Genomic DNA, 14740 nt, shown 5'->3' on the forward strand with positions numbered 1-14740 from the left:
GGGAGAAGGGAAGAACCAGACAGCGTCGATCAGGAGCGCGGCCTGGTCTTTTGCGGGTCGTAATGGGCAAGGGCGACAACGCGCGCCGGCAGCCGCTTGCTGTGGCCGTCGAGCTTGCCGATCTCGACCTCGGTGCCGACCGCCGAATGCGCGACGTCGAGCCTGGCCAGCGCGATGGTCTTGTTTAGCAGCGGCGAGCGCATGCCGGAGGTGACCACGCCGATCTGGGCGCGGCCGACATGCACGCAATCGCCGTGGCCGACGGCGACATTGGCGTCGATGTCGAGGCCAACCAGCTTCCTCTGCGGATTTTCCTTGCGCCGGATCAGCGCCTCGCGGCCGATGAAATCGTCGCTCTTGGTCTTCAGCGGTACGGTGAAGCCGATGCCGGCCTCGAACGGATCTGTCTGGTCGGAAAATTCGTAGCCGGCAAAGATCAGCCCGGCCTCGATGCGCACCATATCGAGCGCCTGCAGCCCCATCGGCTTCAGGCCGTGCGGCTGGCCGGCCTGCCAGATGGCGTCGAAGACCTTGTCGGCGTCGCGCGGGTGGCACCAGATCTCGTAGCCGAGCTCGCCGGTGTAGCCGGTGCGCGAGACAATGACGGGAATGCCGTTGCCGCCGCCGATGCGGGCGACCGCGAAGCGGAACCACTCAAGCTCGTCGATCGACGGCTGCAGCGGCGAGGTCCAGATGATCTGCCGCAGGATGTCGCGGCTTTTCGGTCCCTGCACCGCGACATTGTGCATCTGGTCGGTCGACGAGCGCACCAGCACGGTGAGGCCGAGTTTTTGCGCCGTTTCCCGCAGCCATTCGCCGGATAGATCGTCGCCGCCAACCCAGCGGAAATTATCCTTGCCGAGCCGAAGCAGCGTGCCGTCGTCGATCATGCCGCCGTGCTCGTAGCACATGGCGGAGTAGACCACCTGACCGGCGCCGAGCTTCTTGATGTCGCGGGTCAGCGTATATTGCAACAGCGCTTCGGAGTCCGGCCCGGTGACCTCGAACTTGCGCAGCGGCGACAGGTCCATGATCACGGCGTCCTGCCGGCAGGCCCAGTATTCGTCGATCGGGCCTTGCCTGGCGAAGGAATTGGCCAGCCAATAACCCTTGTACTCGACGAAGTTGCGGGTGTGCTTGGCAAAGCTCGAATGAAAGGCGGTCTCGCGGGTCATTTTAGGTTCCGAATCGGGCGTCATGCGTCTGGCGATCGCTCGCGAGAATTTGTGCTGGCCGGAATAGGTTCGCACATGGATGTCGGTCAGGTCCCAGCCATTGGCCGGCGTGGTGTCGTCGGGGCAGGCAGACGAAACGCAGACGATGTCCGTGAGCGCCCTGAGTAGCACATAGTCGCCCGGCCGCGACCACGGCTCGTCCGAAACCACGACACCATGCGCGTCGATCGCCGTGTTGAAGAAGAAGTTGATCGCCATCCAGCCGGCGCGGGGCGTGACGCCCTTGTCGGCCAGCGCGCGGTTGAAATTCTCCGAGCAGTTGGGATGGCCGGGATAGCCGATGTCGTCGTAATATTTGGCGGCGCAGGCGAGCGCGAACGCATCGTGCCGGCCGCAAGTGTCCTGCACCACCTCGACCAGCGGCTCCATGTCCTGGTCGTAGTATTTCGAATGCAGGCCGGGCATCGGATAGCTCGAGCCCATCAGCGTGCGCGTCGTCGTCACGTCGAGCGGATGATCGCGGCCCTTGTCCAGCTTGCGCGCCGAAAAGCACTGGAAATCCGTGCATTGGCGGCCGTCGACATCAATGATCTGCAGATAGTCGCCCGCCTTGACGAAGTAGGCCTCCGCCGTTGCCGAATGGACGCGCAGGTCGAGCACGGGATCGGCCAGCGGGTCGGCAAGCCTGGATTTCGCCGCCGGGCGGATGGTGGCGCGCCGGACGACGACGCTAAGCGGCGTCGCGGTATCGTGGCCGTCGACCAGCATCGGCCCGCCGGGCGCGGCAATCAGCATTGAGCCGTCGCGGGCGACGGCAAAAGCCTGTTCGGTACCGGCAGGGGTGGCGCCGCCGAAAACGCGAACCGCCTTTGCCTGATCGAGCTGCACCTCGCGCCGCTCGAGGCCTCGGCGCAAGGAAGCGAGGCTATCGTCGCCCTCGGCCAGCATCGCCTTGATGCCGGCGGCATTGCTGTTCGATTTCTCTCCGAGAATGCCGGGATCGGTCGCGCCGCTGCTGTCCCATGCCAGCAGCTCGCAAGCCTGCCCGCCCTCGACATTGCGCACGCTGATCGTATCGCCGGCCTCGACCTCGATCAGCACCGCGCCGTTGCCCTGGACGGTGTAGCGCTCCATCCCGGCCGGCAGCGCGATCTGGCCTGGCCGCAGGATCAGGCTCGGCCGCGGCGGTCCGGCGGCGACGGCGGGGTAGGGCGACTGGCTCATCTCAACCCTGGTTTCGAGAAACAAGTTTGCCTGTGCGTGAAATTATTTTAGCGGGAAGAATAGCAGGGGGATCGGGTTTGGCAAGGTGAAGGTGGCACAAGCTCCCCCTTCGCCCTTGTGGGAGAAGGTGTCGCCGAAGGCGACGGATGAGGGGTGTTCCAGGGAACGCCGGCCTCTCACTCCGCTGGAACACCCTCATCCGTCCCGGCGCTGCGCGCCGATCCACCCCACAAGGGGAGAAGGGAAGGCGCAACAAGGCTATGCCAACGCCTCGCTGTGGCTGATCTCGACGCCATACTCGGCGGCAGCGTCGAGCATCGTGTGCCACAGGCTTTCCGCGAATGTGGCGAACACCAGAAGATTGAACACCGCCTGCCCATCCGGCCGGTCACTGCCACGCCAGAGATTGATGCTGGTGTGATCGACCGCGGTCGCCGCAGCGGTGCCGGGCGGGAACGCCGCCGGGTGCAGGTCTAGTGACAACAATTTCGCCAACATCGAGCGCGCCTTGGCTCCAGAGACGCTGATCAGGGCGCGCGCATGCGACTGATCGGAAAGCGAGGCGGACTGCGAGAACGCCTGGCTCAGCTTCTCCATCGCGTGAATGCCGCCCTTCGACAAGACGAGGAACTGATCCGGTCCCGACCAGATCAGCGTCGCGTCGGGAACTCGGACCGCGTTGGGCGCATTCGGGGCGGCAACGCCGAAGCGGGTTTCGGCAGCCTTCGCCAGTTCTGCCGCTTTGCCGCGCCGCGCCATCACCTGGATCAGGTCGAAATTGCGGATCTCGGTGAGCGATACGCCGGCCGCCGTGCCGCGCGCGCCGTAGCCGCCGACAACAAGCGCTTTCTCCAGCGGACTGCGGGCAATCCAGGAAAACTCAGCCACGCTGGCGCCCTCCATCCGGATCGTAGAAGACAGGACTGCACAGCTCGACATCGTAATCTTCGCCACGCAGCGGATCGTGCGCATGGACGATCTCGCCGATGCGCTCGCGGCCGCGCTCGACCAGCCCAAGCCCGATCCACTGGTCGAGCATCGGCGAAAAGCAGACCGAGGTGACATAGCCCTGGTCATTGTCGGGACCGGGCGTCTCGCCCTTCGGGATAATATGCGCGCCGGAACGCAGGCCGCGCGTCTTGTCGACCGGCTTGATGCCGACGACGACCTGGCGGTCCGGCGCGACCAGCGCCTCGCGCCCGGCCATGACGCGGCCGATGAAGTCTTTCTTGGTCGACATCATCTTGCCGAGGCCGAGGTCGGCGGCGGTCGTCGTGCCGTTCAACTCCGGTCCGGCGACATGGCCCTTTTCGATGCGCATGACGCCGAGCGCCTCGGTGCCGTAGGGCGTAACGCCGAATGGCTTGCCAGCCAGCATCAAATTGCGCACCAGCGCGTCGCCATAGCGCGCGGGAACCGAAATCTCGAACGCCATTTCGCCGGAGAAGGAGATGCGGAACAGCCGCGCTCTGATGCCACCGTGCAGCGCGACTTCCCGCGCCCCCATGAACGGGAAACCTTCGTTCGACAGGTCCTCGGATTCATCAAGGACCTGTTTCAGCAACTCCCGCGCGCTCGGCCCGGCGATCGAGAATTGCGCCCACTGGTCGGAAACCGAGGTCAACTGCACGTCGAATTCCGGGAACAGCACCTGCCGGCAGAATTCGAGATGCTGCATCACCAGCCCGGCCTTGGCGGTGGTGGTGGTCAGGAAATAGTGATCCTCGGCCAGCCGCGACGTCGTGCCGTCGTCATAGACGATGCCGTCCTCGCGCAGCATCAGCCCGTAGCGGGCTTTGCCGACAGCAAGACTGGAGAAGGTGTTGATGTAGACGCGGTCGAGGAAGGCGCCGGCATCCGGGCCGTGCACGTCGATCTTGCCGAGTGTCGAGACGTCGCAGAAGCCGACGCCGGAGCGCACCGCCTTGACCTCGCGCGTGACCGATTCCAGCCAGTCCTTTTCGCCGGCGCGCGGATACCATTGCGCGCGCTTCCACAGGCCGGTGTCGACGAACACCGCGCCCTGTTCGGCGGCCCAGTGATGCGACGGCGTCAGTCGCGTCGCATGGAAGTTCTCGTCGCGATGATGGCCGGCGAAGGCGCCGATGGCGACCGGCACATAGGGCGGCCGGTAGATCGTCGTACCGGTCTCGGGAATGGACTTGCCTGACACAGCCGCCATGATGGCGAGGCCGGCGACATTCGAGGTCTTGCCCTGGTCGGTGGCCATGCCGAGCGTCGTATAGCGCTTGAGATGCTCGACCGATTCAAAACCCTCGCGCTGCGCCAGTTCAATGTCGGAAGCCGTGACATCGTGCTGGTAGTCGACGAAGGCTTTCCCTTTGCCGGCGACATGCCAGAGTGGCGTTAGTGAAAACGCTTCGCTGTCGGCGACCGGCGACGTGCCGGCATTGCCGCTTCGTCCGGCGCTCTGCGCTGCCGCAACACCCGCGGCAAATCCCTGGCGCAGGCAGTCGCCCAGCCCGAAGGCGCCGTTGGCGGCGCCGACAGCCACCATGCCGGGCGGCGCACCGTCCGGCACGAAAGCTGCGATGTCGTCCTGCCATTTCGGCCGGCCGCGATGATAAGAGGTCAACCCGACCGCCGGATTCCAGCCGCCGGAGACGGTAAGCCCGTCGGCTTCGACTTCCGCCCGGGAGCCACCGGTGAGCGCCACCGCAATTTTCCTAACGCCGTCCTTGCCGCCCTCGACCCCGCTGACGGAACCGTTGAGCACGGCAAAGCCGGCCTTGGCGGCAAGCACGCGATGCGCGGCGGAGACGTCCGGGCGCGCATCGACGACCGCCGCGATCTGCAATCCGGCGGCGAGCGCGCTCTCGACCGTGCGCCAGCCGTCCTCATTGTTGGTGAACAGCGCGATCCGCTTTGCCGGCGTCGCCGCATAGCGCGCGACATAGGTCCGCATCGCCGAAGCCATCATCACGCCGGGCGTGTCGTTGCCGGCAAAGACGATCGGCCGCTCGATGGCGCCTGCGGCGACGACGCAGTGCCTGGCCACGATCCGCCACAGCCGCTGGCGCACCTGGTGCTCGGGCGGCGAGGGCAGGTGGTCGTTGACCCGCTCGATCGCGCCATAGGTGCCGCCATCATAGACGCCGAACAGCGTCGTGCGGTTCATGATGCGGACATCGGGCAGTGCGGCGAGTTCGGCCAGCGTGCGTGAAATCCATTCGGCTGCCGGCTCGCCGTCGACCATGCCGCCGTCGGCGAGCAGGCGGCCGCCAAGCGCAAAATCTTCCTCGCACAGGATGACGCGGGCGCCGCCGCGCCCGGCCGCCAGTGCCGCAGCCAGCCCGGCCGGGCCGGACCCGGCAATCAGCACGTCGCAATGCGCCCACGCCTTGTCGTAATGGTCGGGATCGGCGACGCCTGCAGCGCGACCGAGGCCGGCGGCGCGGCGGATCGCCGGCTCGTAGACCGCTTCCCAGAATTTCGCCGGCCACATGAAGGTCTTGTAGTAAAAGCCGGCGACGAAGATCGGCGCAAACAGCTGGTTGACCGCCATCAGATCATGGCGCAGCGACGGCCAGCGGTTCTGGCTGGCCGCTTCCAGACCGTCATAAAGCTCGGCCGTGGTCGCCTTGGTGTTGGGCTCGCGTCGCGCTCCGCTGCGCAGTTCGACCAGCGCGTTGGGCTCCTCCGAACCAGCGGTCAGGATGCCGCGTGGGCGATGGTATTTGAACGAGCGGCCGACCAGCTTGACGCCATTGGCGATCAGCGCCGAGGCCAGCGTGTCGCCTTGGAAGCCGGCAAAGCTCTTGCCGTCGAAGCGGAAGCCCAGTGGCGCGGCGCGATCGATGAGACCGCCTGATACGAGACGATAGGGCTGGCTGGAGGTCACGATCGCCCGCCTTCCGTCGCTGTGGCCTGATGAGCGCTGACCTGGACAGAATTCATCTTGCAGCCTGCTTCGCACCAACGCCGGCCGCCGGCTCGACGGAGGAAATCTCATGCGTAAGCGTGTTGCGGGCGACCTTCAGCCAGGCCCGGCAGCCGCCGCCATGGTACCAGTATTCGCTCATCGGCCCGGCGACATTGTCGCGCAGATAGACATAGTCGAAGACCTCGTCTTCGGAGGAGCCGGCCGCCGGACGCACCGGCCTGGCGTCGCCCAGATAGGTGAACTCGCCGAGTTCGCGTTCGCCGCAGAAGGGACAGACAATGCGCATGCTCTTCAGCCAGCCTTCAATGCAGGTTCGGTTGGGCGCCCTGGCCCTTTTCGTCGATCATCGCACCTCGCCGGAAGCGGTCGAGGCGGAAGCGCGCCGCCTCCTTGTGCGGCTCGTCGCGCGCCAGCAGATGGGCAAAGACCAGGCCGGAGCCGGGCGTCGCCTTGAAGCCGCCATAGCACCAGCCGGCATTGAGATAGAGCCCGTCGACCGGCGTCTTGTCGATGATCGGCGAGCCGTCCATCGACATGTCCATGATGCCGCCCCACTGGCGCAGCAGCCGCACGCGGCCGATCATCGGCATCAGCGCCATGCCGCCCTCGCAGACGTCCTCCATGACAGGCAGATTGCCGCGCTGGGCGTAGGAATTATAGCCGTCGATGTCGCCGCCGAAGACCAGGCCGCCCTTGTCGGATTGGCTGACGTAGAAATGGCCGGCGCCGAAGGTCATGACATTGGGGATCAGCGGCTTGATCGCCTCCGAGACGAAGGCCTGCAGCACATGGCTTTCGATCGGCAGCCGCATGCCGGCCATCGCCGCGACGCGCGACGAGGAGCCGGCGACCGCCATGCCGACCTTGGCCGCACCGATCTTGCCGCGGCTCGTCTCGACGCCGGTCACCTTGCCGTTGCCGTCGCGGACAAAGCCGGTCACCTCGCAATTCTGGATGATGTCGACGCCGAGCGCGCTCGCCGCATGCGCATAGCCCCAAACCACGGCGTCGTGGCGTGCCGTGCCGCCGCGTCGCTGCAAAAGCCCGCCCTGCACCGGAAAGCGCGCATTGTCGAAGTTCAGGAACGGCATCATCTTCCTGACCGCCGCCAGATCGAGTAGTTCGGCATCGATGCCGTTGATGCGCATGGTGTTGCCGCGCCGTGCGTAGGCGTCGCGCTGCGCGTCGGAATGGTAGAGATTGATGACGCCGCGCTGGCTGACCATGGTGTTGTAGTTGAGGTCCTGCTCCATACGTTCCCACAGCTTCATCGAAAGCTCGTAGAAGCCGGTATTGCCGGGCAGCCCGTAATTGGAGCGGATGATGGTGGTGTTGCGGCCGGCATTGCCGGAGCCGATCCAGCCTTTTTCCAGCACCGCGACATTCCTGATGCCGTACTCGCTGGCGAGGAACCATGCCGTCGCCAGTCCATGGCCGCCGCCGCCGATGATCACCACGTCGTAGTGGCTCTTCGGGCTGGCGTCGCGCCAGGTGCGCTGCCAGTTCTTGTGGCCGGAAAATGCCGCCCGGGCGAGGGAGAAGATCGAGTATTTCATGAACCTGTTTCGCGCCGGGCGTGCTTCCGGATCAGATGTCGAGCGTGTGGTCGCGCTCCCACTGGGTGAAGTGGGAAGCATAGGAATTCCATTCCTGTTGCTTGAGCTTTAGATAGGCCGACGAGAATTCCTCACCCAGCGCCGCCTTGAGCGATTTGTCGTTGTCAAACTCGCGCAATGCGTCGAGCAGGTTGAGCGGCAGCTTCGGCGCGCCCTCGACCGTATGGCCGAACTGGTACATGTCGATGTCGTAGCGCCTGCCGGGATCGGCCTTCGAGCGGACGCCGTCGAGGCCGGCGGCGATGATCACGGCCTGCAGCAGATAGGGGTTTGCCGCGCCGTCGGGCAGGCGCAGCTCGAAGCGGCCGGGGCCGGGCACGCGCACCATGTGGGTGCGGTTGTTGCCGGTCCAGGTCACGGTGTTCGGCGCCCAGGTGGCGCCGGAGATGGTGCGCGGTGCGTTGATGCGCTTGTAGGAATTGACCGTCGGGTTGGTGATGGCGGCAAGCGCGGAAGCATGTTTCATGATGCCGCCGAGGAAATTCCTGCCCTTGGCCGACAGGCCGAGTTCCATCGCATTATCGGCAAAGACATTGGTCTTGCCGTCCCTGTCCCAAACCGAGATGTGGGCATGGCAGCCATTGCCGGTCAGGCCCTGGAACGGCTTCGGCATGAAGGTCGCGCGCAGGCCGTGCTTTTCCGCAACGGATTTCACCATGAATTTGAAGAAGGAATGCTTGTCGGCGGTCGCCAGAGCATCGTCGAAGGCCCAGTTTATCTCGAACTGGCCGTTGGCGTCCTCATGGTCGTTCTGGTAGGCGCCCCAGCCGAGCGCCAGCATATGGTCGCAGATCTCGGCGATGACGTCGTAGCGGCGCATCACCGCCTGCTGGTCGTAGCAGGGCTTCGACGCCGTGTCGTATTCGTCGGAAATCGTCTTGCCGTCCGGCGAGATCAGGAAGAACTCGGCCTCGACGCCGGTCTTGATGTGCATGCCGTCGCCGGCGGCCTCGGCGATCAGCCGCTTCAGCGTGTTGCGTGGCGCCTGCTCGACCGATTTGTCGTCCATGATGCAGTTGGCGGCGACCCAGGCGACCTCCGGCTTCCAAGGCAACTGGATCACCGAGGCCGGATCCGGCACCGCCAGCATGTCGGGATGCGCCGGCGTCAGGTCGAGCCAGGTGGCAAAGCCGGCAAAGCCCGCACCGTCCCGCTGCATGTCGGCGATCGCCTGCGCCGGCACCAGCTTGGCGCGTTGCCCACCGAACAGGTCGGTGTAGGATATCATGAAATATTTGACGCCCTTTTCCTTGGCGAAGGCGGCGAGATCGTTCCCCATTATAGTTCCTCGCTTACTGGCATTTGGTTTGTTTTAGAAGCCGTTCTTGCCCGGTATCCAATTGGTGCCGGCCAGCGGCACGCCGGCCATGGCTGCGGCTTCGATCGTCAAGGCCACAAGATCCTCGGGCTCGAGATTGTGCAGGCTATTCTTGCCGCAGGCGCGGGCGATCGTCTGAGCCTCAAGTGTCATCACCTTAAGATAATTCGCCAGCCGTCGTCCGGCCGCAATCGGATCGACCCGTTTCATTAGCTCGGGATCCTGCGTGGTGATGCCGGCCGGATCGCGTCCTTCGTGCCAGTCGTCATAGGCGCCGGCCGTGGTGCCGAGCTCGTTGTATTCCGCCTCCCAGCGCGGATCATTGTCACCGAGCGCGACAAGCGCTGCCGTGCCGATCGACACCGCGTCGACGCCGAGCGCTAGCGCCTTGGCGACGTCGGCGCCGTTGCGTATGCCGCCCGAGACGATCAGCTGCACCTTGCGGTGCATGCCGAGGTCCTGCAGCGCCTGCACCGCCGGCCTGATGCAGGCAAGCGTCGGCTGCCCGACGTTCTCGATGAACACTTCCTGGGTTGCTGCGGTGCCGCCCTGCATGCCGTCGACGACGACGACGTCGGCACCGGCCTTTACCGCAAGGGCTGTATCGTAATAGGGCCGGGCGCCGCCGACCTTGACGTAGATCGGCTTTTCCCAGTCGGTGATTTCGCGCAGTTCCAGGATCTTGATCTCGAGATCGTCCGGCCCGGTCCAGTCGGGGTGGCGCGAGGCCGAGCGCTGGTCGATGCCTTTCGGCAGCGTGCGCATTTCGGCGACGCGGTCGGAGATCTTCTGGCCGAGCAGCATGCCGCCCCCGCCGGGCTTGGCGCCCTGGCCGACGACAACCTCGATCGCGTCGGCACGGCGCAGATCGCGCGGGTTCATGCCGTAGCGCGACGGCAGATACTGGTAGACCAGCGTCTTCGAATGGCCGCGCTCTTCCTCGGTCATGCCGCCGTCGCCGGTGGTCGTCGAGGTGCCCGACAGCGTGGCGCCGCGGCCGAGCGCTTCCTTCGCCGGCCCGGACAGCGAGCCGAAGCTCATGCCGGCAATGGTGATCGGGATTTTCAGTTCGATCGGTTTTTTTGCATAGCGCGAGCCGAGCACGACGCTGGTGTCGCAGCGTTCGCGATAGCCTTCGAGCGGATAGCGCGAGATCGAAGCACCGAGGAACAGAAGGTCATCGAAATGCGGCAGCTTGCGCTTGGCGCCGGCGCCGCGGATGTCGTAGATGCCGGTCGCCGCGGCGCGGCGGATCTCGGAAAGCGTGTAGTCGTCGAAGGTCGCGGATTTGCGCGGCGTCGTCGGCGGGTTGCGATAGGTCATTGAGCCTCAATACGCGTCGGCGTTGTCGATATTGAAATTGTAGAGGGTACGAGCCGAGCCATAACGCTTGAACTCCGCCGCCTTGACGCCGGTCACGCCGGCGCGGTCGAGTAAGCCTTGCAGCAATTCGAGATGCTCGGGCCGCATCTCCTTGGCGATGCAGTCGGCGCCGAGGCTTTCGACCTTGCCGCGCACGAAAAGCCGCGCCTCGTAGATGGAATCGCCGAGCGCATCGCCGGCATCGCCCAGCACCACCAGATTGCCGGACTGCGCCATGAAGGCCGACATGTGGCCGATTTTGCCATGGACGACGATGTCGATGCCTTTCATCGAAATGCCGCAACGCGATGACGCGTTGCCTTCGATGACCAGCAGCCCGCCGCGGCCGGTGGCGCCGGCATACTGGCTGGCATCGCCTTTGACGACGATCTGGCCCGACATCATGTTCTCGCCGACGCCGGGCCCGGCCGAGCCATGCACGGTGATGGTGCCGCCGTCGTTCATGCCGCCGCAATAGTAGCCGACGCTGCCGCGCACATCGATGGCGACCGGCTGGTCGACGCCGACGGCGACCGAATGGCTGCCTCGCGGGTGGAGCACCTCCCAGGCGGTCTCGTTCGAACCGGGCGCCAGATCGTGCAGCGCCTGGTTGAGCTCGCGCAGCGACATTTCGGCCAGGTCGAAGACCCGCGATGCCTGGCCCGGCTCACGCGCTGCCTTGGAGAGGTTGATTGCCGGCATCAGCTCAATGCTCCCAGAAATAGACGGTTGCGGGCTCGGGTTCCCAGACGTTCGCATTGTCTATGCCGGGCAGTTTGGTGAGCGCACGATATTCCGAGCCGAAGGCGACATACTGGTCGGTTTCGGCCATCACGGCGGGCTTGCAGGCGATGGGGTCGCGCACCACGCCGAAGCCGTTCTTGGTGCCGACGACGAAGGTGAAAAAGCCGTCGAGATCGCTCAGCGTGCCTTCCAGCGCCTCGCCCAGGTTCTTGCCATGCGCCATCTGCGAGGAGAGATAGGCGGCAGCGACCTCGGTGTCGTTCTCGGTCTCGAACGTCATGCCTTCACGGATCAGTTCGCGGCGGACATTGTTGTGGTTGGATAGCGAGCCATTATGCACCAGGCACTGGTCGGCGCCGGTCGAGAACGGATGCGCGCCCATCGTCGTCACCGCCGATTCGGTCGCCATGCGGGTATGGCCGATGCCGTGCGTGCCGGTCATCTCGCGGACGCCGAAACGGTCGACGACTGCTTCCGGCAAGCCGACTTCCTTGTAGATCTCGACGACGTCGCCGGCGCCCATGATGCGGATGTCGGGGCGCAGCGTCTGGATCGCCTCGCGGGCTTCGTCGATCTTGGCAGGCATCGTCCGGACCACGGCATGCGTCGACTTCGCAGCAATGCTCACCGGCGCGCCGATTGCCTTGGCGAGTTCGGCGTCGAGGCCGCGGAAATCGCGCTCCGGCTTGGCCGACTGGATGGTGATCTTGGCTTCACTGGAGGGCGCGCCATAGATGGCGATGCCGGCGCTGTCGGGACCGCGATCGCTGAGCGAGATCAGCATCTCCGACAGCATCGCGCCAAGCTGGGGCTCGAGCGACTTGTCCTTCAAAAACAGTCCGACGATTCCGCACATGTCAGGCTCCGCGAGTTTGTTCCTCCGAGATGTATCGAATGAGTCCCGGGAATTCAATTGGTATGAAAAAAATTTTCCTGTCGTTATATATCGGCTGAGGCGCCGCCGGCCGCACTATTGCTGCGCTGGCCGCCATTGTGAACCCATTTGGCATAGCGGATCCGGGCGATCTTGTAGGCATCCAGGATCGACAGGGCATAGATCAGGACGCCGCCGGCATGGCGGCCGATGAAGCTGGCATCGGGCGGCGCGATCTTGGCGGTGACCCAGGCCAGGACCACCATGAAGAACAGGAATTGCAGGCCGCGCACCGGCACGCCGAGCACGACATGCCCGCTCGCCGGCAAAACGATCGCAGCGCCCAGAACCAGATAGGGGCTCAATGGTGCGGGGGAGGTGGTGATCTGCCTGCCGTTCGCTTTGATTGATGGCATCGCGCAGCGCCGAAGCCGACGACAGCAGCCGCTCGATCAGCCCCGGATCGAGCCTGACCGTGCCGAATTCGGCTTGCCGGAATACGCCGTAGCGCGCCCGCTCGGCCTCGGCCAGCAGCCAGACGATGCGCACGCCGTTCGGTGTGATCAGCAGTTCCTTGGCGCGCTCCTCGGCAAAGACATCGAGGTGATCGGCGATGACGGCTTCGGGGAAGCGCACGCCCTTGCGGTCGCTCCGCAGCACCGCCTCGGCTGGAAATCCGGCGGCCTTCGGCAGTGTATGGACGAGATGATCGAAATTGGAAAAAGTCGTCGGCGATCCCGGCCGCATCATCATGTCGAAAGTGCCTGGTATCACGACCTTTTCGGTGATCGAAACGCTCAGCCAGCGCGCCGGCAGCTTCCTTATCGCCAGCGTGTCGACGATGGTCCGCACCTGCACCCGCCGGCCGTTCCACGAGCCGGCGAAGGTGACGACGCCGGCGACGCCGTCCGAGACGTTGGCCGCGTCGGGGATGACGGCGCGGACGCCGGCTTCGTCGGCAGCAAGCGCAGTCGAAGCCTTGGCGCGGTTGGCGCGCGCAAGCCAGGCTATGTGGAGGACGAGAGCCAGGGCAACCGCCCCGGCGAGCAATGCTGAGATCACCTAGCGCACCTCGTCACGCAAATGCCCGCCCAGACCGGGCGCGCCGTCAGTACCCCTGCGGCTTCGGCCACGGCATGGTGAACTGGGCACCACGGCGTACGAATTTGTAGCGGTAGAAGTGGAACCACAGCGAGATCAGGAAGTAGAAGGCGACCATGGCGATCAGCTGCGAACCAAAGCCGAGGAAGATCGCAAAGAAGGTCACCACGCAAAGGCAGAACAAGACGATCGCCGGCAGCGGATGGAAGGGATGGGTGTAGCCGCGGCGGATCGAGCCGAGCGGCCACTTCTTCCTGAACATGATGATGTTGATGCTCATGAAGGTGTATTGCAGCACGCCCGACAGGATCGAGAAGGTGATCGCCTGGTTGAGGTCGGCGATGAAGGCGAAGGCGAGCGCGATCGGCAGCAGGAACAGGATCGAGCGGTAGGGTGTGCGGTATTTCGGATGCACCGCCGAGAACCAGGTCGGCAGATAGCGGTCGCGGCCGAGCGAAAACCAGGCGCGCGCGGCGTCGTTGATGCAGCCATTGGCGGAAGCAAGTGCAGCAAGCAGCGTCGCGATGAACAACAGGTTCTCCAGCAGCGCACTGCCAGTCAGTTTGCCTGCGTCCCACAGCGGATAATAGGTGATGCCGAGATATTCCCAGGGCATCAGCGAGGCGCAGACATACCAGGTCATGGCGGCCGCGATCAGAAGCGTGATCATCCCGGCCATCGTGCCGTAAGGCAGCGAGCGCGCCGGCGAGCGTACTTCCTCGGCGGCCTGCGTGGTGCCCTCGATGCCGAGATAGTACCAGATGCCGAACTGGAAGGCGGCGATGACGCCGATCCAGCCATAGGGCAGGGCGTTGCCGGGGGTGACCAACTCGTTCAGCTTCAGCACGGCGCCTTGCGTCCACGGACTGACCGAGAAGAACAGGATGACGATCGAGACATAGGCGATGGCGGTGATGACGAAATTGACGTTGAGCGTCATCAGCACGCCACGATAGTTCAGCCATGCCAGCACGACGATGGTCGCGGCGATGAAGGAATTGTGGTTGAGGCCCTCGACGCCGGCCTTGGCGACAATGGTGTCGCCGAGCAGGATCGCGTCCGACACTTCGAGCATGGTATAGGCAAAGACCAGGAAAAGCGCGACGTTGAAGGCCATCAGCGGCCCGACAATGTGCTTGGCCTGGGCATATTGGCCGCCGGCGGCGGCAACCGTCGAGGTGACTTCGGAATCGATCATCGCGACCGAGGTGTAGAGCAGTCCGACGATCCAGCAGACTATCAGCGCCGCCAGCGCGCCGCCCTTGTCCGCCGCGAAATTCCAGCCGGTGAATTCGCCGACCAGAACGATGCCGACACCGAGCGCCCAGACATGGGCGGGGCCGAGCACCCTGAGCAGTGAAACCCTGTCGCCTTGCACTTGCACCGCTGGTTCAGCCGCGATCGTCATCGTTCAATCCCCCA

Annotated in this window: 12 protein-coding genes; 1 reads left to right on the plus strand and 11 read right to left on the minus strand. The window is 64.9% G+C overall.

Annotated features, from left to right (window positions below):
• Positions 1-29 precede the first annotated feature (29 nt).
• The 10 genes from NKJ13_RS04355 to NKJ13_RS04400 form a co-directional block, all read right to left on the minus strand.
• Entirely contained in the window at positions 30-2399 is a 2370-nt protein-coding gene (locus NKJ13_RS04355) for a trimethylamine N-oxide demethylase (protein ID WP_352777155.1), read from the minus strand.
• A 258-nt stretch (positions 2400-2657) separates the two neighbouring features.
• Entirely contained in the window at positions 2658-3287 is a 630-nt protein-coding gene (locus NKJ13_RS04360; RefSeq protein WP_352738543.1) for a sarcosine oxidase subunit gamma, read from the minus strand.
• Positions 3280-6261 carry a sarcosine oxidase subunit alpha gene (locus NKJ13_RS04365; protein ID WP_352738546.1) on the minus strand — a complete coding sequence of 994 codons (2982 nt, stop codon included), beginning with the start codon at positions 6259-6261 and terminating at the stop codon, positions 3280-3282. Before NKJ13_RS04365 ends, NKJ13_RS04360 begins: the two co-directional genes overlap by 8 nt.
• 52 nt (positions 6262-6313) lie before the next feature.
• Complete coding sequence (locus NKJ13_RS04370) at positions 6314-6589, minus strand: sarcosine oxidase subunit delta (RefSeq protein WP_352738548.1); 276 nt, start codon at positions 6587-6589, stop codon at positions 6314-6316.
• Positions 6590-6605: 16 nt separating this feature from the next.
• Positions 6606-7859 carry a sarcosine oxidase subunit beta family protein gene (locus NKJ13_RS04375; RefSeq protein WP_352548741.1) on the minus strand — a complete coding sequence of 418 codons (1254 nt, stop codon included), beginning with the start codon at positions 7857-7859 and terminating at the stop codon, positions 6606-6608.
• 31 nt (positions 7860-7890) lie between these two features.
• Positions 7891-9198 carry a type III glutamate--ammonia ligase gene (gene glnT, locus NKJ13_RS04380; RefSeq protein ID WP_352777157.1) on the minus strand — a complete coding sequence of 436 codons (1308 nt, stop codon included), beginning with the start codon at positions 9196-9198 and terminating at the stop codon, positions 7891-7893.
• Between the two features lie 33 nt (positions 9199-9231).
• Complete coding sequence (locus NKJ13_RS04385) at positions 9232-10560, minus strand: FMN-binding glutamate synthase family protein (RefSeq protein WP_254818691.1); 1329 nt, start codon at positions 10558-10560, stop codon at positions 9232-9234.
• Between the two features lie 6 nt (positions 10561-10566).
• Positions 10567-11301, minus strand: coding sequence for a GltB/FmdC/FwdC-like GXGXG domain-containing protein (locus tag NKJ13_RS04390; protein ID WP_352738550.1), 735 nt, complete (start codon positions 11299-11301; stop codon positions 10567-10569).
• 4 nt (positions 11302-11305) lie between these two features.
• On the minus strand, positions 11306-12199 hold the full coding sequence (locus tag NKJ13_RS04395) for a class II glutamine amidotransferase (protein WP_352738552.1): 894 nt from the start codon (positions 12197-12199) through the stop codon (positions 11306-11308).
• 83 nt (positions 12200-12282) lie between these two features.
• Entirely contained in the window at positions 12283-12633 is a 351-nt protein-coding gene (locus tag NKJ13_RS04400) for a hypothetical protein (RefSeq protein WP_352777159.1), read from the minus strand.
• On the opposite strand from NKJ13_RS04400, the gene NKJ13_RS04405 reads away from it, so the two are divergent.
• Complete coding sequence (locus NKJ13_RS04405; protein WP_352777161.1) at positions 12599-13273, plus strand: hypothetical protein; 675 nt, start codon at positions 12599-12601, stop codon at positions 13271-13273. The two genes, NKJ13_RS04400 and NKJ13_RS04405, sit on opposite strands and share 35 nt — an antisense overlap.
• A gap of 52 nt (positions 13274-13325) precedes the next feature.
• On the opposite strand, the gene NKJ13_RS04410 is transcribed toward NKJ13_RS04405, so the two are convergent.
• Positions 13326-14726, minus strand: a complete 1401-nt coding sequence (locus NKJ13_RS04410) for an APC family permease (RefSeq protein ID WP_352738560.1) — start codon at positions 14724-14726, stop codon at positions 13326-13328.
• Positions 14727-14740 lie beyond the last annotated feature (14 nt).

It is taken from the genome of Mesorhizobium sp. M0174 (genome assembly GCF_040322275.1).
Lineage (GTDB): Bacteria > Pseudomonadota > Alphaproteobacteria > Rhizobiales > Rhizobiaceae > Mesorhizobium.

What these genes read in the sequence shown, in the direction of transcription:
- NKJ13_RS04385 (WP_254818691.1), bottom strand. Translation starts at nt 10,560, where the DNA reads ATGACCTATCGCAACCCGCCGACGACGCCGCGCAAATCCGCGACCTTC.
- NKJ13_RS04400 (WP_352777159.1), bottom strand. Translation starts at nt 12,633, where the DNA reads ATGCCATCAATCAAAGCGAACGGCAGGCAGATCACCACCTCCCCCGCA.
- NKJ13_RS04395 (WP_352738552.1), bottom strand. Translation starts at nt 12,199, where the DNA reads ATGTGCGGAATCGTCGGACTGTTTTTGAAGGACAAGTCGCTCGAGCCC.
- NKJ13_RS04410 (WP_352738560.1), bottom strand. Translation starts at nt 14,726, where the DNA reads ATGACGATCGCGGCTGAACCAGCGGTGCAAGTGCAAGGCGACAGGGTT.
- NKJ13_RS04390 (WP_352738550.1), bottom strand. Translation starts at nt 11,301, where the DNA reads ATGCCGGCAATCAACCTCTCCAAGGCAGCGCGTGAGCCGGGCCAGGCA.
- NKJ13_RS04370 (WP_352738548.1), bottom strand. Translation starts at nt 6,589, where the DNA reads ATGCGCATTGTCTGTCCCTTCTGCGGCGAACGCGAACTCGGCGAGTTC.
- NKJ13_RS04355 (WP_352777155.1), bottom strand. Translation starts at nt 2,399, where the DNA reads ATGAGCCAGTCGCCCTACCCCGCCGTCGCCGCCGGACCGCCGCGGCCG.
- NKJ13_RS04375 (WP_352548741.1), bottom strand. Translation starts at nt 7,859, where the DNA reads ATGAAATACTCGATCTTCTCCCTCGCCCGGGCGGCATTTTCCGGCCAC.
- glnT (WP_352777157.1), bottom strand. Translation starts at nt 9,198, where the DNA reads ATGGGGAACGATCTCGCCGCCTTCGCCAAGGAAAAGGGCGTCAAATAT.